This window comes from Streptomyces sp. TLI_105 (assembly GCF_900105415.1).
GTDB lineage: Bacteria > Actinomycetota > Actinomycetes > Streptomycetales > Streptomycetaceae > Streptomyces.
On the sequence record NZ_FNSM01000001.1, the window covers coordinates 4,399,775 to 4,424,113 of the forward strand.

21 protein-coding genes are annotated in these 24,339 nt (G+C 73.3%); 17 read left to right on the plus strand and 4 right to left on the minus strand.

Annotated features, from left to right (window positions below; translation table 11 throughout):
- Positions 1 to 61: 61 nt before the first annotated feature.
- From BLW86_RS20160 to BLW86_RS20235, 16 genes are all read left to right on the plus strand, one after another.
- On the plus strand, positions 62 to 934 hold the full coding sequence (locus tag BLW86_RS20160; RefSeq protein WP_093875320.1) for an SRPBCC family protein: 873 nt from the start codon (positions 62 to 64) through the stop codon (positions 932 to 934).
- A 127-nt stretch (positions 935 to 1,061) separates the two neighbouring features.
- Entirely contained in the window at positions 1,062 to 1,847 is a 786-nt protein-coding gene (locus BLW86_RS20165) for an aldose epimerase family protein (RefSeq protein WP_093875321.1), read from the plus strand.
- Between the two features lie 33 nt (positions 1,848 to 1,880).
- Positions 1,881 to 2,420 (plus strand): orotate phosphoribosyltransferase, encoded by a 540-nt coding sequence (gene pyrE, locus BLW86_RS20170; protein WP_030690810.1) that lies wholly within the window; start codon positions 1,881 to 1,883, stop codon positions 2,418 to 2,420.
- Between the two features lie 222 nt (positions 2,421 to 2,642).
- On the plus strand, positions 2,643 to 3,665 hold the full coding sequence (fbaA, locus tag BLW86_RS20175) for a class II fructose-bisphosphate aldolase (protein ID WP_093875322.1): 1,023 nt from the start codon (positions 2,643 to 2,645) through the stop codon (positions 3,663 to 3,665).
- 93 nt (positions 3,666 to 3,758) lie between these two features.
- Positions 3,759 to 4,919 (plus strand): MalY/PatB family protein, encoded by a 1,161-nt coding sequence (locus BLW86_RS20180; RefSeq protein WP_093875323.1) that lies wholly within the window; start codon positions 3,759 to 3,761, stop codon positions 4,917 to 4,919.
- A gap of 216 nt (positions 4,920 to 5,135) precedes the next feature.
- The gene (locus tag BLW86_RS20185) at positions 5,136 to 7,112 is read left to right on the plus strand and encodes a YncE family protein (protein WP_256341368.1); all 1,977 of its coding nucleotides are present in this window, start codon (positions 5,136 to 5,138) and stop codon (positions 7,110 to 7,112) included.
- A gap of 88 nt (positions 7,113 to 7,200) precedes the next feature.
- Positions 7,201 to 8,709, plus strand: a complete 1,509-nt coding sequence (locus BLW86_RS20190) for an MFS transporter (protein WP_093875325.1) — start codon at positions 7,201 to 7,203, stop codon at positions 8,707 to 8,709.
- 14 nt (positions 8,710 to 8,723) lie between these two features.
- A complete protein-coding gene (locus BLW86_RS20195; protein WP_093875326.1) occupies positions 8,724 to 9,137 on the plus strand; it encodes a DUF3151 domain-containing protein in 414 nt (137 codons plus the stop codon).
- 104 nt (positions 9,138 to 9,241) lie between these two features.
- Entirely contained in the window at positions 9,242 to 10,117 is an 876-nt protein-coding gene (locus BLW86_RS20200) for a DUF3152 domain-containing protein (protein ID WP_093875327.1), read from the plus strand.
- A 121-nt stretch (positions 10,118 to 10,238) separates the two neighbouring features.
- A complete protein-coding gene (locus tag BLW86_RS20205) occupies positions 10,239 to 11,090 on the plus strand; it encodes a tryptophan 2,3-dioxygenase family protein (RefSeq protein ID WP_093875328.1) in 852 nt (283 codons plus the stop codon).
- Positions 11,083 to 12,339 carry a kynureninase gene (gene kynU, locus BLW86_RS20210; protein ID WP_093875329.1) on the plus strand — a complete coding sequence of 419 codons (1,257 nt, stop codon included), beginning with the start codon at positions 11,083 to 11,085 and terminating at the stop codon, positions 12,337 to 12,339. The genes BLW86_RS20205 and kynU overlap by 8 nt, the downstream gene beginning before the upstream one ends.
- A gap of 94 nt (positions 12,340 to 12,433) precedes the next feature.
- Complete coding sequence (locus BLW86_RS20215) at positions 12,434 to 13,303, plus strand: alpha/beta hydrolase (protein WP_093875330.1); 870 nt, start codon at positions 12,434 to 12,436, stop codon at positions 13,301 to 13,303.
- Between the two features lie 97 nt (positions 13,304 to 13,400).
- Entirely contained in the window at positions 13,401 to 15,620 is a 2,220-nt protein-coding gene (locus tag BLW86_RS20220; protein WP_093875331.1) for an FG-GAP repeat domain-containing protein, read from the plus strand.
- Positions 15,621 to 15,706: 86 nt separating this feature from the next.
- Positions 15,707 to 17,020, plus strand: a complete 1,314-nt coding sequence (locus BLW86_RS20225) for a sensor histidine kinase (protein WP_093875332.1) — start codon at positions 15,707 to 15,709, stop codon at positions 17,018 to 17,020.
- Positions 17,017 to 17,676: a response regulator gene (locus tag BLW86_RS20230; RefSeq protein ID WP_093875333.1), complete on the plus strand. Its 660-nt coding sequence runs from the start codon at positions 17,017 to 17,019 to the stop codon at positions 17,674 to 17,676. The genes BLW86_RS20225 and BLW86_RS20230 overlap by 4 nt, the downstream gene beginning before the upstream one ends.
- A gap of 9 nt (positions 17,677 to 17,685) precedes the next feature.
- Positions 17,686 to 18,873 carry a cytochrome P450 gene (locus BLW86_RS20235; RefSeq protein ID WP_093875334.1) on the plus strand — a complete coding sequence of 396 codons (1,188 nt, stop codon included), beginning with the start codon at positions 17,686 to 17,688 and terminating at the stop codon, positions 18,871 to 18,873.
- A gap of 3 nt (positions 18,874 to 18,876) precedes the next feature.
- Here the strand turns inward: BLW86_RS20235 and BLW86_RS20240 are convergent, their stop codons facing one another.
- Positions 18,877 to 20,445 carry an ABC transporter permease gene (locus BLW86_RS20240; protein ID WP_093875335.1) on the minus strand — a complete coding sequence of 523 codons (1,569 nt, stop codon included), beginning with the start codon at positions 20,443 to 20,445 and terminating at the stop codon, positions 18,877 to 18,879.
- Complete coding sequence (locus tag BLW86_RS20245; RefSeq protein WP_093875336.1) at positions 20,442 to 21,344, minus strand: ABC transporter ATP-binding protein; 903 nt, start codon at positions 21,342 to 21,344, stop codon at positions 20,442 to 20,444. The genes BLW86_RS20240 and BLW86_RS20245 overlap by 4 nt, the downstream gene beginning before the upstream one ends.
- Before the next feature lie 62 nt (positions 21,345 to 21,406).
- Here BLW86_RS20245 and BLW86_RS20250 point away from each other — a divergent pair, with 62 nt between their 5' ends.
- Positions 21,407 to 21,919, plus strand: coding sequence for a GbsR/MarR family transcriptional regulator (locus tag BLW86_RS20250; protein ID WP_093875337.1), 513 nt, complete (start codon positions 21,407 to 21,409; stop codon positions 21,917 to 21,919).
- Here the strand turns inward: BLW86_RS20250 and BLW86_RS20255 are convergent, their stop codons facing one another.
- Entirely contained in the window at positions 21,920 to 23,317 is a 1,398-nt protein-coding gene (locus BLW86_RS20255) for a hypothetical protein (protein ID WP_093875338.1), read from the minus strand.
- An 88-nt stretch (positions 23,318 to 23,405) separates the two neighbouring features.
- Positions 23,406 to 24,209: a diacylglycerol kinase family protein gene (locus tag BLW86_RS20260; protein WP_093875339.1), complete on the minus strand. Its 804-nt coding sequence runs from the start codon at positions 24,207 to 24,209 to the stop codon at positions 23,406 to 23,408.
- Positions 24,210 to 24,339: the final 130 nt, after the last annotated feature.

Sequence of the window (24,339 nt, forward strand, 5' to 3'; positions counted from 1 at the left end):
GAGGACACCCCTCGGGGCGAACAGGCGACGCCGCGCCCCCGCCTGAGTAGGCTCGGCTTCCATGGAGCATGAGGTGTTCGTTCCCGTCCCGGCCGGAGCCCTGCGCGCGACGCTCACGGACCCGGCCCGCGTGGTGCGCTGCGTGCCCGGTCTCCAGCGGGACGCCGACGAGGAGGCCGGACCCCTCACGGGCCGGCTGAAGGTGCGGGTCGGCGGCAACACCATCACCTACCGGGGCGCCCTCAAGGTCGTCGAGCGGGACGGGGCCATCACCTACGAGGGGGAGGGCACCGAGGTGCGGGGCAAGGGCTCGGCCGAGCTGTCCCTCACCGTCGTCCTCACCCCGGTGGCCGAGGGGACCAGCCTGAGCTTCACCGGCGCCCTCACGGCGACCGGCCGGCTCGCCGACGCGACGGACGAGGCACGCTCCACGGCGGGCGCCAGGCTCCTCGACAAGTTCGTGGAGGCGGTGGCCGCGCTGGCGGAGGAGACCTCCAAGGCGTCGGAGCAGCGGGACGCGGCTCCGGAAGGGGTCTCGGAGGAGCCGGACGCCCCTCCGGAAGAGGCCCCGGAAGAGGCCAGTGACGACGACGGGGTCGACGACGGGGTGGAGGAACCGCCCGGGAGGGGCGCCGTCTTCGACGCCCCGGTGCCGCCCCCGCCCCTCGACCCGCTCCTCGACGAGGGCTTCGGCGACACCCCGATCGAGTTCCCCTCCCCGCAGCCCGCCGCCGAGGCCGCCCACGCCCGCCGGACCATGATCGGGCGGTCCGCAGAGGAGGTCGACCACGCGCCTCCACGCGGCCGGTACGCCCCCGTCCCCGCCCCCGAGGCGACGAGCGCCGGCGCCACCCTGCGCTGGATCGCGCCGGCCGCGGCCCTCGCGCTCGCCTCGGCCGTCGTCGTCGGCCGGGCGCTGCGCCGCCGCCGCTGAAACGGCTCCATGGGGGCTAGGGGGTGTCTTGTCGATCAGGCCGGATCAGGGAGCGGCGTCTGGCGCCGTGCCTCGCTTCCTGATCCGGTCTGATCCGAAAGACATGCCCTAGGGTCGGGACGTGAGCATGCAGACGCGACTGACGGCGGGCGACGCCGAGTTGACCATCGACCCCGAACACGGCTGCCGCATCGGGAGCCTGCGCATCGGCGGCACCGAACTGCTGCGCCAGGGCGAGCGGTACGGAAGCTTCCCGATGGCGCCCTGGTGCGGACGGACCGAGAACGGCCGCTTCCGCAACGGCGCCATCACGCACCAGCTGCCGATCAACGCCGCCCCGCACGCCATCCACGGCACCGTCCGCGACCTCGCCTGGAAGACCGCCCGGACCTCCGCGACCGAGGCCGTCTTCACCTGCGAGCTCGGCGACCCCTGGCCGTACCAGGGCCGGGTCACCCAGGTCTTCGAGCTGGCCGAGGACTCCCTCACCCTCCGCTTCGGCGTCGAGACCTACGACGACTCCTTCCCGGCGCAGGCCGGCTGGCACCCCTGGTTCCTGCGCAACCTGGGCCGGGGCGGTCAGGACGTACGGATCGACTTCACGCCCGTCTGGCAGGAGGAGCGCGGGAGCGACCACCTCCCCACCGGCCGCCGCATCGACCCCGTTCCCGGCCCCTGGGACGACTGCTTCGGCATGCCCGGCGGCGTCGACGTCACCCTCACCTGGCCGGAGGAGCTGGAGCTGAAGGTCGCGAGCCGCGCCGAGTGGGTCGTGATCTACGACGAGCCCGAGGAGGCGGTCTGCGTCGAGCCGCAGTCCGGCCCGCCGAACGGCCTCAACACCCGTCCGCGCCTGGTCACCCCGATCGACCCCCTGGAGATCGAGAGCACCTGGAGCTGGCGTCGGCTGTGAAAGCCGCGAAAGACGCCCCTTAAGCTGCTGAGCATGACTGACGTACGCGCTGAGCTGCTCCAGCAGATCAAGGACAAGGCCGTGGTGCACGGCAAGGTGACCCTCTCCTCGGGTCTGGAAGCCGACTACTACATCGACCTGCGTCGCATCACGCTGGACGGCGAGGCCGCGCCGATGGTGGGTCAGGTCATGCTCGACCTCACGGCCGACCTGGACTTCGACTGCGTCGGCGGACTCACCCTGGGCGCCGACCCGGTCGCGACCTCGATGCTGCACGCCTCCGCCGCGCGCGGGCAGCGCCTGGACGCCTTCGTCGTGCGCAAGGCGCAGAAGGCGCACGGCATGCAGCGCCGCATCGAGGGCACGGACGTCAAGGGCCGCCGCTGTCTCGTCGTCGAGGACACCTCGACCACCGGCGGCTCGCCGCTGACCGCGGTCGAGGCCGTCCGCGAGGCGGGCGGCGAGGTCGTCGCCGTGGCGACGATCGTGGACCGGGGCGCCGCCGGCGCCATCGCCGAGGCGGGGCTGCCGTACCTCACCGGCTACCAGCTGGCGGATCTCGGCCTGGCGTAACCGCCGCGAAGTCGTGACTTAGGGCCTGGACTCCTGGCAAACCCGTCCTGACCTGGTCTTTTGTCGAGGGGTGGGGTGTTTCACGTGAAACACCCCACCCCTCGGCATGTCACGCCCGTGGGAGCCCGGACAAGAGTCTGGAAAGATGGGCCGCGACGATGACGTCGCCCCTAGGTCAGGGACAGCAACGCACACACCCCGCACATCACAAGGAGCGGACGAATGCCCATCGCAACCCCCGAGGTCTACAACGAGATGCTCGACCGGGCGAAGGCTGGCAAGTTCGCCTACCCGGCCATCAACGTGACCTCGTCCCAGACCCTGCACGCGGCGCTGCGCGGCTTCGCGGAGGCCGAGAGCGACGGCATCATCCAGATCTCGACCGGCGGTGCCGAGTTCCTGGGCGGTCAGTACAACAAGGACATGGTCACCGGCGCCGTCGCCCTGGCCGAGTTCGCGCACATCGTCGCCGCGAAGTACGACATCACGGTCGCCCTCCACACCGACCACTGCCCGAAGGGCAAGCTGGACGGCTACGTCCGTCCGCTGCTCGACATCTCCGCCGAGCGCGTCGCCAAGGGTCTGAACCCGCTGTTCCAGTCGCACATGTGGGACGGCTCCGCCGAGACCCTCGCCGACAACCTGGCCATCGGCCAGGAGCTGCTCGCGAAGGCCGCCGCCGCCAAGATCATCCTTGAGGTCGAGATCACCCCGACCGGCGGCGAGGAGGACGGCGTCAGCCACGAGATCAACGACGAGCTGTACACCACCGTCGACGACGCCATCCGCACCGCCGAGGCCCTCGGCCTGGGCGAGAAGGGCCGCTACCTGCTGGCCGCGTCCTTCGGCAACGTGCACGGCGTCTACAAGCCGGGCAACGTCGTGCTCCGCCCCGAGCTCCTCAAGGACCTCCAGGCGGGCGTCGCCGCCAAGTTCGGCAAGGCCGACCCGTTCGACTTCGTCTTCCACGGCGGCTCGGGCTCGACGGCCGAGGAGATCGCCACCGCCCTTGAGAACGGCGTCGTGAAGATGAACCTCGACACCGACACGCAGTACGCCTTCACCCGCCCGGTCGTGGACCACATGTTCCGCAACTACGACGGTGTCCTGAAGGTCGACGGCGAGGTCGGCAAGAAGTCCACCTACGACCCGCGCACCTGGGGCAAGCTGGCCGAGGCCGGCATGGCCGTCCGCGTGACCGAGGCGTGCGCCGCGCTGCGCTCGACCGGCACGAAGCTGAAGTAAGTGCCTGACCGAGCTGGAACAAGCCTGTGACCGACGGGCCCGGCACCTCCCTGAGGTGCCGGGCCCGTCGTGCGTCCGTCGACGGGAGGCCTGATGTACGACTTCGACCGGCAGATAGACCGGCAAGGGACCTGGTCGGTTCAGTGGGACGGGATCGCGGACCGCTTCGGCGTCCCCGGTCTGCTGCCCTTCACCATCTCCGACATGGACTTCGCCTCCCCGCCGGAGGTCCTCGCGGCCCTGCGCGAGCGCGTCGACCACGGGGTCTTCGGCTACACCGACTGGCGCCTCGGGGAGTTCCGGGAGGCGATACGCCACTGGTACGCGACCCGGTACGGCGCCGAGATCGACCCCGGGACGCTGGTGTACGCGCCCTCCGTGCTCTCCCAGCTCTCGCAGCTCCTCCAGATGTGGACGGAACCCGGCGACGGCGTGGTCGTCCACACCCCCACCTACGACGGCTTCCGCAAGGCCGTCACCGGGCTCGGCCGCGAGCTGCGGGGCGTCCCGGTCGACGACCCGGCGGCCCTGGAGCGGGAGCTCGCCCGGCCGGACAGCCGGATGCTGCTGCTCTGCTCCCCGCACAACCCGACCGGCCGGGTGTGGACGCAGGAGGAGCTCACCGTCTTCGCCGAGCTGGCCGAGCGGTACGGCGCGGCCGTCGTCAGCGACGAGATCCACGCCGATCTGACGACCGAGGGCCACCGGCACGTCCCCTGGACGCGGATCGCCGAGCCCGGGCGGGGCCGCCGCTGGGCCCTGATCACCTCCGGCACGAAGGCCTTCAACTTTCCGGCGCTCTCCGGCTCGTACGGCATGATCGGCGATCCCGACGAGCGCGAGGCGTTCGTCCGGCGCATGGAGACCGGCGAGGGGCTCGCCTCGCCCGCGGTGCTCTCCCTGACCGCGCACATCGCCGCGTACCGGCGGGGCGCGGCCTGGCTGGACGAGCTGCGCGGATACGTGGCGGGGACGATGGACATGGTCCGGGAGCGCCTTGCCGAAGGGCTGCCGGAGGTCGACTGGACGCCTCCGCAGGCCGGCTACCTGGCCTGGATCGACCTGCGGCCGCTCGGCGTCGAGGAGAGCCGGCTCCAGGAGGAGCTGGTGGCGGTGGAGAAGGTCGCGATCATGCCGGGCGGGGTGTACGGCACGCCCGGCTTCGTCCGGCTGAACGTCGGCTGCCCCAGGGACAAGGCCGAGCGGGGCGTGGACGCGCTGGTCAGGACGGCGGCGCGACTGCGCCGCGGCTGACGGAGCCTCCGGCCGCGGCTGACCGGGAGCCTCCGACGGAGGGGACCGGCCGTGCGGGGCGGGCCATCTCGGGGCGGGGGTTGCCCGTGCGGTGCGGGCCGTCCCCGGGCGGGCGGGGATACCGGGAGGCGCGCTGTCGGTCGCGTGATCTAGTCTGCGCTGACCGAGCCCCGACTCCGTGGGCCGGAGGCCATGTTTCTGGGGGGTCTCTTCCTCGTGCGCAAGCGCACTCTCTCTGCCGCGACCTCGTTCGCGGTCCTCGTCAGCTCCGCGGCGCTGGTCGCGGGTACGGCGGGTCAGGCGGCCGCCGACTCGATCGTCCCGCTGAACGTCGGAACCATCGGCGACATGGTCGTCGACGGTGCCCACCAGCGCCTGTTCTTCAGCGACACGTACAACAACCGCGTCGTCGTCACCGACTTCACGGGCCGCTTCGTCCAGGCCGTCGACAACCTGCCCTACGTCCGCGACCTCGACCTCTCCGCCGACTCGGCCACGCTGTACGCGGCGGTGCAGAACGCGGACAAGATCGTCGCCATCGACACGGCGCAGCCGGGCGTCACCGCCGAGTACCCCACGGGCGAGGGCACCAAGCCCTCGACCGTCGCCGCCGCCGCCGGCCGCCTCTGGTTCGGCTACGGCGAGAACTGGGACTCGGAGCTGGGGTCCGTCGATCTGACCACGGCCACGCCGACCGTGGCCCTGGCCCTCACGACGGGCGCCGACTGGTCGGCCCCGCCCACGCTCCGCACCGACCCGGCGGCGCCGGACACGCTCGTCGCCGCCGACGGCACCATCAGCTCGGGCCCGATCGTCGTGTACGACACCGGTTCGGGCAAGCCGGTCGTCCGCACGTCCACGAAGCGCGACGGGTTCGTGAAGGACATCGAGATCGCCCCCGACGGCAAGAGCGTCGTCGCGGCGGACCGGGTCACCTCGCTCACCCGGCTCAGCCTGACCGACCTCTCCGAGCAGGAGCACTTCCCGGTGTCCGGGTCCGCGGAGAAGGTGGCCGTCGCCCCGGACGGCACCGTGGCCGGCCAGACGTGGGACAGTGACGACGTCGGCGACACCTTCGTCTTCGCGGGCGGCTCCGCGACCCCGCCGAGCGTCCGGGACACGAAGGCCTGGGCGGCGTACGGCACGATCATGTACGGCGGGATCGAGTGGGCCCCCGACAGCACCCGGCTCTTCGTGCCGGTGCAGGAGCCGGGCCAGTCGGCGTACTCGCTCCGGATCTACACGTCGCCGAAGCTCCACACCGTCTCCGTGACAGTGAAGGCCCCGGCCACCGCGCCGATCAACAAGCCGCTCACCGTCTCCGGCTCGATCGCCTCCACGCTGCGGCTGCCGGCCGGCACTCCGCTCACCGTGACGCGGTACGACGCGGAGAACCCGGCCGGCAAGGCGCTCGGGATGCGGACGACCGCGTCGAACGGCACGTTCTCGTTCCCGGACACCCCGGCCGCGGCCGGGAAGGTCTCGTACAAGGTGGCGTACCCGGGCGACGCCAAGCACGCGTACTCCACCGGGACGGCCGCCGTGCAGGTGGCGCCCTTCCCGACGTACCTGAAGCTGGACCAGAACCGCCGCACGGTCGCCTACGGCACCAACGTCACGTACACGGCCTCTCTCGGCTGGACGCACCGGAACCGCGTCGTGGAGATCTGGGCGGACCCGTACGGCCCGGAGCCCAAGCGGCTGCTCAAGCGCGGCACGGTCGACTCGGCGGGCAAGCTGTCGGTGACGACGAGGATGACCCGTGACACCTGGGTGACCGCCGACTTCGCCGGCGACACCCGCTCCGGCAGGGCCCACGTCGGGTCCACCGTGTACACGCGGGCCGGCGTGACGACCACGCTGTCCCGGCACTACAAGTGGTCCAAGATCGGCACCATCTGGTACCAGACGTACCACCAGACCGCCGACCCGCTGGTCACCGCGTGGAACAACCCATACCCGGGCCGCAAGACCAAGTACGAGGTCCAGGTCTGGTACCAGGGCGCCTGGCGCACCGGTGGCGAGGACTACGTGACGCTGAACAGCGGCGGCATGGCGTACATCGCGTTCGACGGCGACGGAGCGGCCGGCATCCGGGCCCGGGTCCGCACGGGGTATGTGGACAGCACGTCCGGCGACAACGTGAACACCACGTCCTTCGGGGCGTGGAAGTACTTCACCTTCACCCGCTGACCGCCGGAGCCCGTCCCGAAAGCAGCCCCGTCCACCGTTTCCCCGGATCCGGTGGGCGGGGCTTCGGCGTTCGCGGGATCATGCAGGCATGGACATCCGGATGAGCTCCGGTACGGGACGCTGGATCGTCTTCACGACCGTGCTCGGGTCCGGGATGGCGCTGCTCGACTCGACCGTCGTCAATGTCGCCCTGCCGCACATCGGCGAGGACCTGGGCGCCGACCTCGCCGTCCTCCAGTGGACGGTCAACGCCTACATGCTGACGCTGGCCGGGCTGATCCTGCTCGGCGGCTCGCTCGGCGACCGGTTCGGGCGGCGCCGGGTCTTCGTGATCGGGGTGGTGTGGTTTGCGGCGGCCTCGCTGCTCTGCGGCCTCGCCCCGAATGCCGGGGTGCTGATCGGGGCCCGCGCCCTGCAGGGGGTGGGCGGGGCGCTGCTCACGCCAGGCTCCCTCGCGCTGATCCAGGCGAGCTTCCACGAGGACGACCGGGCGCGGGCCGTCGGGCTCTGGTCGGGCTTCGGCGGTGTGGGCGCGGCGATCGGCCCATTCGTGGGCGGCTGGCTGGTGGACGGCCCCGGCTGGCGGTGGGTGTTCCTGCTGAACGTGCCGCTCGCCGCCGTCTGCGTGCCGGTCGCCCTGCGGCACGTGCCGGAGTCGCGGGACGAGACCGCGCACGGCCGCTTCGACGTGCTCGGCGCGGTCCTGGGCGCGGCGGCGCTCGCCCTCGTCACGTACGCGCTGATCGGCGCGGCCTGGTGGGCCGGGGTGGCCGGGGTGCTGCTCGGGGCCGGGTTCGTGACGGTGGAGCGGCGGCGTGGGGAGCGGGCGATGGTGCCGCTGTCGATCTTCCGCTCCCGCGTGTTCACCGCGGTCAACCTGGTCACCCTGTGCGTGTACGCGGCGTTCGCCGGTTTCTTCTTCCTGGCGACCCTCCAGCTCCAGGTGGTCTCCGGCTACTCGGCGCTCGGCGCCGGTATGGCCCTGCTGCCGACGACCGTCCTCATGCTGCTGCTCTCCGCGAAGTCCGGGGAGCTGGGGGAGCGGATCGGGCCCCGGATCCCGCTCACCGTGGGGCCGCTGCTGTGCGCCGGCGGGATGCTGCTGATGCTGCGGGTCGGGGAGAACGCCTCGTACCTGACGGATGTGCTGCCCGCGATGCTCGTCCTGGGGCTCGGCATGACGGCCCTGGTCGCCCCGCTGACCGCGACCGTCCTCGCCTCGGTGGACGTGTCCAGGGCGGGCCTCGCGAGCGGCATCAACAACGCGGCCGCCCGCGCGGCCGGGCTGATCGCGGTGGCCGCGCTGCCGCTGCTCGCCGGGATGGGCCCGGAGGCGTACCGCTCGGCGGAGGAGTTCGGGGAGACGTTCCGGCGGGCGATGCCGATGTGCGCGGGGATTCTGGTCGTGGGCGCGGTGCTGGCCTGGACGACCATGCGGACCCCGGCCGCGTCGGCGGGCTGCCACCCGGGGTGCAGGGTCCACTGCGGGGTGCAGGCCCCGCCCCTGGACCCGGGCCGACGGGACGTCCCCGCCCGGGAGACGGACGGCGGGGCGGGTGGCTCTGCCCGGGGCGGGGACGGCGGGGCGGGGTCCTGAGGCAGACTGGGCCCATGGCCATCCACGAGAACCTCCTGGGGGGACCGGCCCCCACCCACCTGCCCGACGAGCCGGGTCCGCGCGAGCTGCTCGCGAGCGGTACGGCGCCGGCGGACGTCGCCGCGAAGTACCCGACCTCCTCGCTCGCCTGGGCCCGGCTCGCCGACGACGCCTACGAGCGCGGCGCGGTCGTCGAGTCGTACGCCTACGCCCGTACCGGCTACCACCGCGGCCTGGACGCGCTGCGCCGCAACGGCTGGAAGGGCCACGGCCCGGTGCCGTGGGAGCACGAGCCGAACCGCGGCTTCCTGCGCGCCCTGCACGCCCTGGCCCGGGCGGCCGGTGACATCGGCGAGAAGGACGAGTACGAGCGCTGCACGACCTTCCTGCGCGACTCCTCGGAGACGGCGGCGGAGACCCTCGGCTGACGCTCCCCGCGACCGTGAACGCCCTTTCTCCGCCATGAGGGGAAAGGGCGTTCGAGTCGGCGGGTACGATCCCCCGGACCGCAGGATTCAGGGGGGAGTCTGTCGTGGGAAAACGCGCCTTACCCGCAGGACGGCGGGGAACGAGGAAGAAGCGCAGGTCAGGACCCCGTCTCGTCCTTCCGGCCCTGGCCCTGGTGACGGTCTCGCTCGGCGCCGGGGCAGCTTTCGCCCACTTCCGGGGCCAGGACGCCGACGGGACGGCGGCGCCCGGAGCGGTGCGGCCGACGACGGCCCCGCCGGGCCCCCGGCCCACGACGGCGAAGCCCACGCCCGAGCCGACGCCGAAGCCCACCCCGAAGCCGACGCCCAAGAAGGCGCCGCCCCCCGCGCCCCCGCCGAAGGGGACCATCGTCCCGCAGTCCGGCTCCGGCACCTTCACCACCGCGCAGGCCTCGGGCGAGCCCGTCGGCCACAGCGGCACCCTGCGCCGCTACCGGGTCCAGGTCGAGGACGGCATCGCGCTCTCGGCGCGCGAGACGGCCGCGGAGATCCAGCGGATCCTGGCCCATCCGCGCGGCTGGGCCGCGCACGGCCGGGGCCGGTTCCAGCTGGTCTCGGAGAACGCCGACTTCGTCATCAGGATCGCCACCCCGGACACCGCCGACGCGCTCTGCGCGCGGCAGGGCTACCACACCCACGGCGAGCTGAACTGTGAGACCGCCGACGGCGTCGTGGTGAACCTCAAGCGGTGGATGCTCGGCTCGCCGACCTTCGTGGGGGAGCCGGCGGAGTACCGGCACCTGATCATCAACCACGAGGTGGGACACGAGATCGGCATCCGCTCGCACATGGGCTGCGCGGGCCCGGGCAGGCTCGCGCCCGCGATGATGCAGCAGATCAAGGGCCTGAACGGCTGTCGATCGAACGCTTTTCCGTATGACGAAGAGGGGATCTACATCACGGGCCCGATCGTGTCATGATGCGCTTGGGACGCGCGCGAAGAAGCACGCCTCCCGAGGGGACCGGAGCTCCCGTGGCGCACAGCAGAGCGCACACGGTGGAGCGGACCGCTACCCGGTAGCCCGTATCGAGGAGACAGAAATGTCCACCTTCCCCGATGCCTCCGGAGCCGGCTCGGTCGTCGACGACCCGAACCTCGACTTCGCGGGTACGACGCCGTACGAGGACTACGTCCAGGCGGACGTCCTCACCCACCTCCAGCACCTGCGCTCGGACGACCCCGGCGAGATGGTCTTCCTGGTCACGACCCAGGTCATGGAGCTGTGGTTCACGGTGATCGTCCACGAGTGGGAGACCGCGAGCCGCGCCCTGCGCGAGGACCGGGTCCCCGTCGCGATGGACGCGCTCAAGCGCTCGGTGCGCGAGCTGGAGGCCCTCAACCACTCCTGGCGGCCGCTCGCCCAGCTCACGCCCGGCCAGTTCAACGCCTACCGGGCGGCGCTCGGCGAGGGCTCCGGCTTCCAGTCGGCGATGTACCGGCGGATGGAGTTCCTGCTCGGCGAGAAGTCCGCGTCCATGCTCGTCCCGCACCGGGGCGCGCCCCGCGTCCACGCCGAGCTGGAGAAGGCGCTGCACGAGCCCAGCCTGTACGACGAGGTCCTCGGGTTCCTCGCCCGGCGCGGCCTGCCCGTGCCGGCGTCGGTCCTCGGCCGTGACCTGGCGCAGCGGTACGAGCCCTCGCCCGAGGTCGAGGCGGTCTGGGCCGGGATCTACGCGGACGCCGACCAGAACGGCGAGCTCGTCCGGCTCGGCGAGGCCCTGAGCGACGTCGCCGAACTGGTCTGGCGCTGGCGCAACGACCACCTGGTGGCGACCCGGCGCGCGATGGGCGCGAAGACCGGCACCGGCGGCTCCGCGGGCGTGGCCTGGCTGGAGAAGCGGGCCCAGAAGAACGTGTTCCCCGAGCTCTGGACGGCCCGCAGCCATGTCTGAGTCGTACGAGAAGAAGGCCGCGGGCCCGGACGCCGCCGACGGCCTCCACCGGAGCGACCTCCATGAGCGGGCCCTCGCCCTCGACGCCGCCGACGGCCTCGCCGGGCACCGCGCGAAGTTCGCCCTCGACGAGGACACCGTCTACCTGGACGGCAACTCGCTGGGCGCCCTGCCCGCGCACGTCCCGGCCCGCATGGCCGACGTCATCACCCGCGAGTGGGGCGAGCTGCGCATCCGCTCCTGGGACGAGTCCGGCTGGTGGACCGCGCCCGAGCGGATCGGCGACCGGATCGCCCCGATCGTCGGCGCCGCCCCGGGGCAGATCGTGGTCGGCGACTCGACGAGCGTGAACGTCTTCAAGGCGGTCGTCGCGGCCGCCCGGCTGAACGGCGACGAACGCGACGAGATCCTCGTCGACGCGACGACCTTTCCCACGGACGGGTACATCGCCGAGTCCGCGGCGCGGCTGACGGGTCACGAGATCGTGGCCTGCGACCCGGCCGACATGGCGGCCGCGGTGAGCGGCCGCACGGCCCTCGCGCTCGTCAACCACGTCGACTACCGCACGGGCCGGCTCCAGGACCTGCCCGGGCTCACCGCCGCGCTCCACGCGGCGGGCGCGCTCGCGGTCTGGGACCTGTGCCACAGCGCGGGCGCCCTGCCCGTCGGCCTGGACGCCCACGGGGTCGACCTGGCCGTCGGCTGCACCTACAAGTACTTGAACGGCGGCCCCGGTTCGCCCGCGTACCTGTACGTCGCCGAGCGCCACCAGGCCGCCTTCGACTCACCGCTGCCCGGCTGGAACTCGCACGCCGACCCGTTCGGCATGACCCCCGGCTACGAGGCGGCGTCCGGCGCGCTCCGGGGCCGGGTCGGCACGCCCGACATCCTGTCCATGCTGGCCCTCGAAGCGGCGCTCGACGTCTGGGACGGCGTCGCGGTCGAGGACGTCCGGGCCAAGTCGCTGGCGTTGACGGACTTCTTCCTGGAGTGCGTCGAGGCGTACGTCCCCGAGGGCGGCGTCACCTCCGTGACCCCCGGGGCACACGGCGAGCGCGGCAGCCAGGTGGCGCTGCGCTGCGCGGACGCGCCCGCCGTCATGGCGGAGCTGATCAAGCGCGGGGTCGTGGGCGACCTGCGCCGTCCGGACGTCCTGCGGTTCGGCTTCACCCCGCTGTACGTGGGCTTCGCGGACGCGGAGCGGGCGGCCCGGATCCTCGCGGACGTCCTCGCGGGCCTCGGCGGCTGATCGGATGAGCGCCTGATCTGCGGGGGGTTCCGGTGCTGGTACCGTCCCCGCAGGTCAGGCCAATTCGGCCCCGCACCCGAGAGGTTGGAACAGCATGCCGGACCCCGCCGCGCGCGATGCCGCCGAAGAGGCGTCGGCCTTCTCGCACCCGGCCGTCGCCCCGGACGCCACCGCCGCGTACGGCGACCACCCGGACCAGGTGGTCGACTTCTACGCCCCGCGCGACGGGCGCACCCGGGCCCCGCTCGTCGTCGCCCTGCACGGCGGCGCCTGGCGGGCGCCGTACGACCGGCAGCACCTGACCCCCTTCGTGGACTTCCTGGCCCGCCGGGGCTTCGCCGTGGCGAACGTCGAGTACCGGCGCGGCCCCGGCCTCCCCCGTCAGGGCGGTACGGCCCCGGTCGCCGGGCGCTGGCCGGAGACCTTCGACGACGTGGCGGCGGCGCTCGACGCCATGGCGGACCTGGTCGCCGCGCACCTCCCGCAGGCCGACCCGCGGCGGACCGTCCTCACCGGCCACTCGGCGGGCGGCCACCTCGCGCTGTGGGCCGCCGCCCGGCACGTCCTGCCCGCCGGCTCCCCGTGGCGCCTCCCCGCCCCGCCGGAGCTGCGCGGGGTCGTCGCCCTCGCCCCGATCTCCCACTTCGGGCGGGCGGTGGAGCTCGGGGTGTGCGGCGGCGCGGTCACGGAGCTGCTCGGCGGCGAGTCCTCGTACGAGGAGCGCGCGGCCTTCGCGGACCCCTCCGTCCTCCTTCCGACCGGCATCGCGACCACCGTCGTCCAGGGCCGCGAGGACACCGACGTGCCGTACGCGGTGGCCGAGGCGTACGCGGAGGCGGCGGCGAAGGCGGGCGAGGGGGTCGGCCTGACGCTCCTGGAGGGCATCGGCCACTTCCCGCTGATCGACCCGGCGGCGGACGCGTGCGCGGTGGTGGCGGAGGAGATCGCCCAGCTGGCGTGGTGACCCCGGAATTCCGGATTCCCGTACAACCCTTCGAATCGATCGCGAGTCTCATCGGGCACAGCACTCACGTGCCCGATCTTCTCGTGGGGGTTTCACCTTGCAGCTCCGTTCCACCGGCGCCCGTCTCGCCACCGCCGTCACGGTCGTCCTCGCCGTCACCGCCCTCGGCGCCGGCACGCTCGCCACTGCCCCGGCCGCGTTCGCGGCGACCTCGGCCTCCTCCGAGCAGGCCGCCGCGACCCTTCCCGTCTTCCCCGAGGGCTCCGAGCTCGCGGGCGTGGGTGCCACTGGCTTCCTCAGCTCCTCCTTCGACGAGTCCTACACGAGGAACCTGCTCTGGACGCCGTACGACGGCGGGGCCTCTACCGAGATCCAGCAGCCCGAGGGCGGCGGCGTCTTCGTGGCCGGCAGCGACGTCGTGGTCATCGGCGACGCGAGCTGGAACCTCGAAATGCGTTCCATCACCCTGCGGAACATGGCCGACCCCGCAGCCCCGGCCGTGTCCATCGACCTCGGCGCGCTGAACGGCACCTACGTGACCGTGCTGAGCCCGACGAGCGTGCTCGCGCAGATCATGACGGAGCAGGGCTGGGAACTGCACGTCGTGACCAAGGACGGCGCCACGACGACCAGTCGTAAGGTCGAAGGTCTGCCGGAGGACGCCAGCGAGTTCGTCGGCTCGACGACTCACGACGGTTCCGTCCTCGTCGGATACGCGACGGGTCCGGAGGGCGCGCGGACCGGCGGCCGGGCTCTGATCGACGTGGCGGCCGGGACGGTGACCGAGACCTACGCTTCCGCCGAGTCCGGGTACGACTTCACCAGCCTGATGTTCTCCGGCTCTCACGTGGCCTGGCTCGACTACGACAGCACCAGCGGGCTGTACGTCACCTCCGTCGACCGCAAGACGGGCGACAGGAAGAAAACCGTCCTGGGCGTCCGCGACGGCAAGTGGTACTACGAGCTCGTCGGGGACCGGCTGGTCTACGGCAATCCCTCGAAGGCCGCCCTGGCCGTCTCCCTGACCGGCGGCGAGACCCTCGAACTCGGCGTCACGGCGTCGTCCTCGGCGGCTGCGGCGGACGGCAGCGCCGTCCTGCGCGGCAGCCGGGCCGCCGACGGCGACGGCCTGTTCCGCGTCGCGGCTGGTGCGGACGGCACCCCGACCGTCACCAAGGTCGCCGAGACGGGCACGCCGGTGGCCGAGCAGCCGCTGGCGATCGACGAGGTCCACGTCCCCGACACGGCGGACCTGGACAAGACCGGCGGCAAGGTGACCCTGGGCTGGACGCTGTCGCGCGCCGACGCCTACCTGGACGTCACGCTCACGCACGTCGCCACCGGCAAGGAGTTCAAGAAGCGCCTGACCGCGCCCGCGTCCGGCACCCTGTTCTCCTTCGACTGGGACGGCGTCATCGACGGGGTCGACGCGCCGAACGGCACGTACGGCGTGGAGGCCGAGGCGACGCTGCTCGACGGCACCGGCGAGCCCGCCTACCAGGGCTGGCTCATGAACGTCGTCCGCGCGGCCGACCCGCACGACTACACGAACAACGGCTCCACCGACGTCCTCGCCCGGGACGCCGCCGGCGTGCTGTGGCGCGACGACCTGCGGGACCGTCCGGTGAACGGCCAGGTGGCACCGGCGAAGCGCACGAAGCTGGGCGCGGGCTTCCAGGCGTACAACGCCATCGAGGCCGCCGGGAACCTCGCGGGCGGACCGGCCGGCGACTTCGTCGCCCGCGACACCACCGGCGTCCTGTGGAGCTTCCTCGGCAAGGGCGACGGCACCTTCGTCAACCGGACCCGGATCGGCGCCGGCTGGGGCGCCTACAACAAGATCGCGGCCGGCTCCGACCTGACCGGCGACGGCCGCCCCGACCTCGTCGCCGTCGACGGCGCGGGCGCGCTCTGGCTCCACAAGGCCACCGGCAAGTGGGACGCCCCCTACGCGGCCCGCGTGCGGCTCGCCTCCGCCGGCTTCAACACGTACAACCAGCTCACGGCCGTCGGCGACGTGGCGGGCACCGTCGCGGGCGACGTCGTCGCGCGCGACACGGCGGGCGTGCTGTGGCTGTTCCCCGGCAAGGGCGACGGCACGTTCGCCCCGCGCGTCCGGATCGGCGGCGGCTGGGGCGTCTTCTCCCAGCTCGTCGGCGCCGGCGACCTCGACAACGACGGGCGCCCGGACCTGATCGCGTACGGGTCGGGCGGCACGTACGTCTACCACTCGACGGGCTCCGTCACCACTCCCTTCAGCCGTCGGACGACGTCGCTGTACGCGGGCGAGGGCACCAAGTTCAACAGCATCGCCTGAGGGCCGCCCTAGTCCTCAAGGGGGACCCGGAAGGATCCGCATCCAGCGGGACGACCGGGTCCCCCGCCCCCCGTACCGTTTTCGGTGTGACCCAGACACAGTCCACCGAGACGAGCCGCAGCCCCGAGTTCCGCCTGGTGCAGGTGGCGCTCGGCGGCCTGCGCCAGGAACTCTTCCACGACGCCTTCGCCTACCGGCCGCTCCCGCGCATGGAGGTGAACAGCGGGCCGACGCGCTTCCTGCCGGAGCGGATACGGGCGTACGCCGGTCTGCTGCCGCACGCGGTCGTCGCCTTCGCGGCGCTGATCGTCTTCGCCATCGGGATGGATCGCTTCCACGGCGCCATCGGTTCGTTCGGGGCCCTGACCGCCTTCGTGCCGGCCGCGATCGTGCTGCTCACCCTGGTCCGGCCGGTCCTCGCCTTCTGGGCCGCGCTCGGCACGGCCCCCTTCGTGGGGTACCTCGCCGGCTACGAGTCCGGCTGGCCCTGGGCGGCGAACTCGCTGGCCGCGCACCTCGTGGTCCTCGTCGTCGTCGCCGCCCGCACCCGGCCCCGTACCGCCGCGTGGATGTGGCTGGTGACGGCGGGCTACTGCCTCTTCGCCGAGACGTTCCTCGGGATCGGGACCGGCTCCGAGTCGGTACCGCTGCTGTTCGTCGCCGCCCTCGCCCTGCTCACCGTCACCGTCTTCCAGGTCCGCCGCCAGGCGACCCGCGAGGTCACCGCCCAGCAGACCGTCACCGCGCAGGAGCGTTCGAAGCGGACCCTCCTGGAGGAGCGGACGACCATCGCGCGGGAGCTGCACGACGTCGTCGCCCACCACATGTCGGTGGTCGCCATCCAGGCGGAGGCCGCGCCGTACCGGGTGGAGAACCCGCCGCCGGAGCTGGAGCAGGCGTTCCTCACCATCCGGGAGAACGCCGTCGCCGCGCTGACCGAGCTGCGCCGCATCCTCGGGGTCGTCCGGGCCGAGGACTACGAGGCGCCCGACGCGCCGCAGCCGACCCTCGGCGACCTGGACGCGCTCGTCGACAACGTCCGCGAGGCCGGGCTCGACGTGACGAAGACGGTGACCGGCGCGGTGCGCGAGCTGCCGCAGGGCGTGGAGCTCTCCGCGTACCGGATCGTCCAGGAGGCCCTGTCGAACGTGCTGCGGCACGCGCCGGGCGCGGCCGCGAAGGTCGAGGTCAGCTACGTTCTCGGCGGTCTCGGTCTGCGCATCGCCAACGGCCCGGCGCGCGGTCTCGTCAAGCCTTCGCCGGGCGCCGGGCACGGCATCACCGGCATGCGGGAGCGTGTGACGATGCTGGGCGGGGAGATGACGGCCGAGGCGACCGACGACGGTGGCTACGAGGTGACGGCCTTCGTCCCCGTGAGCCGTGAGGAGGCCGCGCAGTGATCCGCGTACTGATCGTCGACGACCAGATGATGGTCCGCGAGGGCTTCTCCGTACTGCTCGGCGCGATGCCGGACATCGAGGTCGTCGGCGAGGCGGTCAACGGCCGGGAGGCGATCGCGCAGGTCGCCGCCCTCCGGCCCGACGTGGTGCTCATGGACATCCGGATGCCCGAGCTGAACGGCATCGAGGCCACCCGGGAGATCGTCGCCGCCGACGCGGACGCGAAGGTGCTGGTCCTGACCACCTTCGACCTCGACGAGTACGTGTACCAGGCGCTGCGCGCCGGGGCCTCCGGCTTCCTCCTCAAGGACGCCTCGGCCCGGCAGCTCGCGGACGGCGTCCGGGTGGTCGCGGCCGGCGAGGCGCTGCTGGCGCCGACCGTCACCAAGCGGCTGATCACCGAGTTCGCGAAGGCGCCGGGCTCTCCGCGCCCGCCCGCGATGGCGCAGATCGGGGAGCTGACCGAGCGGGAGACGGAGGTCCTGGTCCTCATCGCGCAGGGCCTGTCGAACGCCGAGATCGCCGACCACCTCGTCGTCGCCGAGTCGACGATCAAGACGCACGTCAGCCGGATCCTGGTGAAGCTGGGCCTGCGCGACCGCACGCAGGCGGCGGTCTTCGCGTACGAGGCGGGGTTGGTGCGGGTCGGCGGGTAGCGTCCGTCCATGGAAGCCTCTTACGACCCCTGGTCGGCGGAGTTCGTCGCCGACCCGTATCCCGCCTACGCCGAGCTGCGCGCCGCCGGCCGCGCCCACTGGCACGCCCCCACCCGCCAGTGGCTGATCCCGCACCACGCGGACGTGTCGGCCCTCCTCCGGGACCGGCGCCTGGGCCGGACGTACACCCACCGCTTCACGCACGAGGAGTTCGGGCGGGAGGCGCCGGACGCCGCGTACGAGCCGTTCCACACGCTCAACGACCACGGGCTGCTCGATCTGGAGGCGGCCGACCACACCCGGATCCGGCGGCTGGTGTCGAAGGCGTTCACGCCGAGGACGGTGGAGGACCTGGCGCCGACGGTACGGGGCCTCGCCGCCGGTCTCGTCGGTGACCTGGTGGCGGCGGGCGGCGGCGATCTGCTGTCCGTCGTCGCCGAGCCGCTGCCGGTCGCGGTGATCGCCGAGATGCTCGGCATCCCGGCCGAGGACGAGGAGCGGGGGCGGCTGCGGCCCTGGTCGGCGGCGATCTGCGGGATGTTCGAGCTGAACCCCTCGGAGGAGACGGCCCGGCGGGCGGTCGAGGCCTCGGTGGAGTTCTCGGACTATCTGCGGGAGCTGATCGCGCGGCGGCGGAAGAGCCCGGGAAATGACCTGATTTCATCCCTGATCGCGGTGGAGGAGCTGACGGAGCAGGAGATGATCTCCACCTGTGTCCTGCTCCTCAACGCGGGCCACGAGGCCACGGTGAACACCACGGTCAACGGCTGGTGGACGCTGCTCAGGGAGGGCGTCCGGCCGGATCCCGAAAAGTTGTCCACAGCTGTGGAAGAACTTCTGCGCTACGACACCCCGCTCCAGATGTTCGAGCGCTGGGTCCTCGACGACATCGAGCTCGACGGCGTCACCCTCCCGCGCGGCTCCGAGGTCGCCCTCCTCTTCGGCTCCGCCAACCGCGACCCCGCCCGCTTCGGCCCCACCGCCGACGTCCTCGACCTCGAACGGGCCGACAACCCGCACATCACCTTCGGCGCCGGCATCCACTACTGCCTCGGAGCCCCGCTCGCCCGCCTCGAACTGACCGCCGTCTTCGGTGAGTTGCTGAGGCAGGCGCCGGGGCTGAGGCTCGCGGCGGAACCGGTGTGGAAGCCGGGGTACGTCATCCGGGGCTTCGAGGAACTGCTCGTGGAGGTGTGACGCTCAACCGCTGACGTCCCGGCGGCGCAGCCCCGCCAGGCCCGTCGCCGTCAGGGCCGCCGCCAGGGCCGTCAGGACCAGGACCGGGGTCCAGGTCATGTCCGGGCCCGGCAGCCTCGGCAGGTGCCCGAAGGGGGAGACGTCCAGGACGGCCTGCGGCAGGTCCAGGGCGGGGCCGATCCAGCCGAGGGCCAGGCAGAGCCCGGCCACGCCCCACGCGGCGGTCGCGGCCTTCGGGGCGGCGCCCCAGAGCAGGACCGCGAGCCCGGCGAGCGTCCAGACGCCCGGGAGCTGGACGAGTGCGGCGCCCAGGATCGGGCCGGGCTCGTGTCCGTACGCGAGGGTCAGGCCGAGCCCGCCGAGGACCAGGATCAGGGCCGAGCCGCCGAAGGCGATCACCAGGTGCCCGGCGGCCCAGCGGAGCCGGCCGAGGGAGCCCGCGAGGAGCGGCTCGGCCCGGCCCGAGGTCTCCTCCCCGTGCGGCCGCAGCACGGACCCGACCGCGTACAGCGCCGCGAGCATCCCGAGGAGGGAGACCATGGTGGCGAGGAAGGCGTCGGTCAGCGCGCTCTGGCCGCCCATCCGCTCGAAGATCTCCCGGGCCCGTTCGTTGTCGCCGACGATGTCGGCCGCGCCCTCGGCCATCCCGCCGAAGACGAGCCCGCCGAGCAGGAAGCCGAGGGACCAGCCGAGGAGCGTGCCGCGCTGGAGCCGCCAGGCGAGCGCCCCGGCGGTGGCGAGACGGCCTTCGGCCGGGCCCAGCCGGGTCGGGAGGAAGCTCGCGCCGACGTCCCTGCGGGCGGTCAGGGCGTACGCCGCCGCCGTCTGGACCAGGGCGGCGGCGAGGATCAGGAGCAGCACCCACCAGCGCTCGTCGGCGAAGGCGCGGACGTGTTCGGCCCAGCCGACCGGCGAGACCCAGGTGAGCACCGACGAACCGTCCGCCGTGCCGGAGTCGCCGGCCGCCCGCAGGACGAACGCCAGGCCCAGGACGGCGGCCGACAGGCCCTTGGCGAGCCGGGCGCTCTCCGTGAACTGGGCGGCGAGCGCGGCCGTGGTCGCGAAGACCATGCCGGTGCCGCCGATCGCCAGGCCGAGCGCGAGCGCCCCGGCGGCGCCCTGTCCGGCGAGGCCGGCGGTGACGACGAGGGCGACGGCCGTGTTGAGGGTGAGGGCGGCGAGGAGCGCCGCCGTCAGCGGGGCCCGGCGGCCCACCGCCCCTGCGGACAGCATCTCCTGACGGCCCGTCTCCTCTTCCTCGCGGGTGTGCCGGACCACCACGATCAGGCTGGCGACGGCGGCGAGGACCGCGCCGAAGGTGCCGAAGCGCCAGGCGACGAGCCCGCCGAGGGAGTCGCCGAAGACCGGCCCGTACAGGGCGCGCATCGAGCTGTTGGCGGTCATGGAGGCGGCGAGCTCGGCGCGCTCGGCGGCCGTGCCGTACAGCCCCTCCAGGGATCCGGCGCCGCTCGCGACCATGCCGCCGGTGACGAGGGCCCAGACGGGGAGCGTCAGCCGGTCGCGGCGCAGCGCGAGCCGGGTGAGGACGCCGGTGCCGGCGAGCGCGGTCATCGGACGGCCTCCTCGTCGGCGTAGTGACGGAGGAAGAGCTCCTCCAGGGTGGGCGGGGTGGAGGTCAGGCTCCGTACGCCCGAGGCCGTCAGGGAGCGGAGGACGGCGTCGAGCTTGTCGGTGTCGACCTGGAACCTCACGCGGCTTCCCTGCGCGTCGAAGCCGTGGACGCCCGTCAGGTGGGCGAGGCCGTTGGGCGGTCCGGCGAGTTCGGCGGTGACGCTGGTACGGGTCAGGTGCCGCAGCTGCGCGAGCGAACCCGACTCGACGGTCCGGCCCTTGCGGACGATGCTGATCCGGTCGCAGAGGGCCTCGACCTCGCTGAGGATGTGGCTCGACAGCAGGACGGTCCGGCCCCGGTCGCGGGCCTCCTCGACACAGCTCTGGAAGACCTCCTCCATCAGCGGGTCGAGGCCGCTGGTCGGCTCGTCGAGGACGAGCAGGTCGACGTCGGCGGCGAAGGCGGCGACCAGGGCGACCTTCTGCCGGTTGCCCTTGGAGTAGGTGCGGCCCTTCTTGGTGGGGTCGAGCTCGAAGCGTTCGATCAGCTCGGCCCGCCGGGCCTTGTCCAGGCGGCCGCCCCCGCGCAGCCTGCCGTACAGGTCGATGACCTCGCCGCCGGAGAGGTTGCGCCAGAGCGTCACGTCGCCGGGGACGTACGCGATCCGGCGGTGGAGCTCGACGGCGTCGCGCCAGGGGTCGCGGCCGAGGAGCCGGGCGGCGCCGGAGTCGGGCCGCAGCAGGCCCAGGAGGGCCCGGATGGTGGTGGACTTCCCGGCGCCGTTGGGGCCGAGGAAACCGTGGACCTCGCCGGTCTCGACGGCGAGGTCGAGGCCGTCGAGGGCGTGGGTGCGCCCGAAGGACTTGTGGAGTCCGATGACGCTGATTGCCTTCGTCATGGTTCTGAACGTACGGTAGTTTCACAAATTTGTGAAGTTAAGGAACCGTATAAAGTCTGAGGATGGGTGAGAGCGAGATGACGACGAGGACCGACGGGGCCGACGCGGCCGACGACGAGGCGGTCTCCCGCTTCGTGGAGCGCTTCGCCGCCGAGATGACCGCTGCCGGCATGCAGCGCATGGCGAGCCGCGTCTTCGCGGCGCTCCTCGCCTCCGAGACGGCCTCCATGACCTCGGCCGAGCTGGCCGAACAGCTGCGGATCAGCCCGGCCGCCGTCTCCGGAGCGATCGGCTACCTCGCCCGGGTCGGCATGGTCAGCCGCGAGCGCGACCCCGGCACCCGCCGGGAGCGGTACGTCCTCCACAACGAGCTCTGGTACGAGACCTTCACCCGCCGCGACCAGACCCTCACCCGCTGGGAGAAGGCCCTCGACGAGGGCGCCGCGACCCTCGGAACGGACAGCGCGGCGGGCCGCCGCATCGCGGAGACGGCCGAGTTCTTCGCCTTCCTGCACGGCGAGATGGCCGGGATCATGGACCGCTGGCGCGCCCACAAGGAGGCGCAGGCGGGCTGATCAGGGGGCCCGGGTCTCCAGCGGCGGGGCGAGCCGGTCCAGGAGCGCGGTGAACTCCGGCCGGCCGTCCGTCGCCCAGTACGGCCCCGCCGGCCACAGCGGGCGCCCCTCGATCCAGGGCACGACGAACGGCATGCGACCGTCGGGGGTGAAGTCCCGCCAGCCGTGCAGCCAGGCGGTGCCGACGGGCCGGGGCGGCAGCCCGCGGCGCGGCTCCTTCGGCGGGCCGGGCGGAATCAGCGGGAGCAGCCCCTCGGGCTGGACGTACAGACCGCCGTGCACGGGGAACAGCACCAGGACGGGACCGCCGCCCTGCGGGTCGTACAGCAGGACGTACCGGCGCGGGGTGGGCGGGGAGGAGGTCGCGGCCCGGGCCATCAGCCGCGCCGCGGGCCTGCCGGTGACCAGCAGGCCGTAGCAGGAGTACACGAGAGCGCCCAGGACCAGCAGACCGATGGCGTACAGCTTCACGGCGCCCTCCTCCGGCGGTCCGGTCAGCGCGACCGCGCCGACGGCCGCGCAGAACGCGAGCGCGACCAGCACCCGGGTCGTTCCGGCGGCTCGCCGCAGGCTCCGCACCCGCCACCAGGCCACCTTGCGCACGTCCGCCTCCGGGCGGAGCGCCTTGCCCGGCGGCATGGCCTGGCGCCGGGCGTGGGCGGCGAGCACCGCGTACGTCGGCCCGGACGCGGGACGCGCCTGGTCGAGCCGTACGGAACGGCCGTGCACGGTGACGGGCACGTCCACGGCGTCGGGCACGTCCACGGCCACGGGTCCGGTGACAGGCACGTCCGCGGCCACGGCCACGGGCCCGGTGACAGGCACGGGCGCCGGCTCCTGAGGCTGCCTCGGGGCCGCCCGGAGCATCAGCCCCTCCGACTCCGCGCGCGCGACGATCCGGCGGCGCACACGCGCGCCGCGCAGCGGCTTCGCCCAGATCAGCTCCCCGCCGCCGGGCGGGGCGAGGACCCCGCCCCTGCGCGGGTCGCCGCACCACCACAGGACGCCGTCCGGACCCGGCCGCAGCAGCTCGTAGCGCTGCCGGGTCGTGATCACCGTCAGCGGCCACGCCTCGCCGCCGTCCGGGGAGCGCAGCACGACGCTCGTCGCGTACCGGCTCTGGCCGACCGCCACGGCGGGGTGAGCCGACCAGACGCCCGCGCCGAGGGCCCGCCGCATCCGCCGCGCGAGGACCAGCGAGCCGATCCCGCCGCCCACCGAGACGATCCCGAGCGCGAGGACCCAGGAGACCGGGCCGGAGACCCCGATGATCCCGGTGATCCCGACGGCGGCGGCCAGGGCGAGCGTCACGACCCCCACGACGATCAGCCGCCCCGCTCTTCGCCGGTACCGCTCCAGCGCCCCCGCCGTCGCCTCGACGCCCAGCGCACCCGTCATCGCACGTCCCCCGCCCACCCGGTCGATGTCAGCTGACGCTAGGCCCTGCACGGTGCGAAGCGCCAGCCGCAATCCGGCGGGCGTCGGCCTACGCCGTGTCCCGGGGCAGGGTCAGCCCCCACGCCCCCGCCCGGACCGTCCACGTCCGCCGCCGCACCGGCCCCGCGACCCGGCCGTCCGCGCGGTAGCGGAAGTCGGGGCCCGAGACGGTGAGGGCGTGGGCGACGGCGTGGCGCGGCGGGGCCGCCGACGGGTGGACGGTCACCTCCGCCGTACCGCCCGCGGAGCGGACCGACAGGCCCTCCACCGGCGCGTCGACGTCGGCGAGCAGCACCCCGTCCGCCTCCACCCGCAGCGGGTGGAGGCGGACGGCGAGGGCCGAGGGGGCCGGCCGGACGAGGGTGCGGACGAGGGAGCGGCAGGTGCCCCAGACGGACGGCGCCGCCGGGGCGAGATCGGGCAGGCCCGGCACCAGGAGGTCACCGAGGACGACGCCGTCGCTGTCGTCGACGAGCAGGTCGAGACGGCGCACGGCCCCGTGGAGGACCGCCCGCGCCGCCGCCGGCGTGGAGCGCGGCACGCCGAGCGCGTGGGCCACCTCCAGGTCGTCCGGGGCGCCGATCGGGACGAGCGAGAGGGCCCCCTCGGCGAGCTCCCGCTCGCGGTGCAGCAGGGCCACCGTGCGGAGCAGCGCGCGGTCGTCGCCGAGGACGACGAGGCGCCGGGAGCCGCGCCGGGCCAGGGCCCGGCAGAATTCCTCGGGGTCGTCCGGCAGGCAGATCTTCGCCTCCGCGCCCGCGGACAGCACGTCTTTCGCGATCCGTACGGACTCGCCGTCATTTCGGCGGGCGACCGGGTCGACGATGACCAGCAGCTGGTCGTGATCCGACACCTCGGTCCTTCCTCGGGTAGCATCTTTGTGCAAGAGCCCCTTGCGCTATTGCGCCAGGGGCTTCGTCTATTCCGGGGCACACCGGTGAGGCGGCGTACGCCCCCTGACCTTGGACATGCCCCACCCGGAA

Coding starts and splice junctions, on each gene's coding strand:
- BLW86_RS20250 (WP_093875337.1), top strand. CDS start 21,407: ATGGGTGAGAGCGAGATGACGACGAGGACCGACGGGGCCGACGCGGCC.
- BLW86_RS20190 (WP_093875325.1), top strand. CDS start 7,201: ATGGACATCCGGATGAGCTCCGGTACGGGACGCTGGATCGTCTTCACG.
- BLW86_RS20205 (WP_093875328.1), top strand. CDS start 10,239: ATGTCCACCTTCCCCGATGCCTCCGGAGCCGGCTCGGTCGTCGACGAC.
- BLW86_RS20215 (WP_093875330.1), top strand. CDS start 12,434: ATGCCGGACCCCGCCGCGCGCGATGCCGCCGAAGAGGCGTCGGCCTTC.
- BLW86_RS20235 (WP_093875334.1), top strand. CDS start 17,686: ATGGAAGCCTCTTACGACCCCTGGTCGGCGGAGTTCGTCGCCGACCCG.
- BLW86_RS20195 (WP_093875326.1), top strand. CDS start 8,724: ATGGCCATCCACGAGAACCTCCTGGGGGGACCGGCCCCCACCCACCTG.
- BLW86_RS20165 (WP_093875321.1), top strand. CDS start 1,062: ATGCAGACGCGACTGACGGCGGGCGACGCCGAGTTGACCATCGACCCC.
- fbaA (WP_093875322.1), top strand. CDS start 2,643: ATGCCCATCGCAACCCCCGAGGTCTACAACGAGATGCTCGACCGGGCG.
- pyrE (WP_030690810.1), top strand. CDS start 1,881: ATGACTGACGTACGCGCTGAGCTGCTCCAGCAGATCAAGGACAAGGCC.
- BLW86_RS20240 (WP_093875335.1), bottom strand. CDS start 20,445: ATGACCGCGCTCGCCGGCACCGGCGTCCTCACCCGGCTCGCGCTGCGC.
- BLW86_RS20245 (WP_093875336.1), bottom strand. CDS start 21,344: ATGACGAAGGCAATCAGCGTCATCGGACTCCACAAGTCCTTCGGGCGC.
- BLW86_RS20255 (WP_093875338.1), bottom strand. CDS start 23,317: ATGACGGGTGCGCTGGGCGTCGAGGCGACGGCGGGGGCGCTGGAGCGG.
- BLW86_RS20160 (WP_093875320.1), top strand. CDS start 62: ATGGAGCATGAGGTGTTCGTTCCCGTCCCGGCCGGAGCCCTGCGCGCG.
- BLW86_RS20180 (WP_093875323.1), top strand. CDS start 3,759: ATGTACGACTTCGACCGGCAGATAGACCGGCAAGGGACCTGGTCGGTT.
- kynU (WP_093875329.1), top strand. CDS start 11,083: ATGTCTGAGTCGTACGAGAAGAAGGCCGCGGGCCCGGACGCCGCCGAC.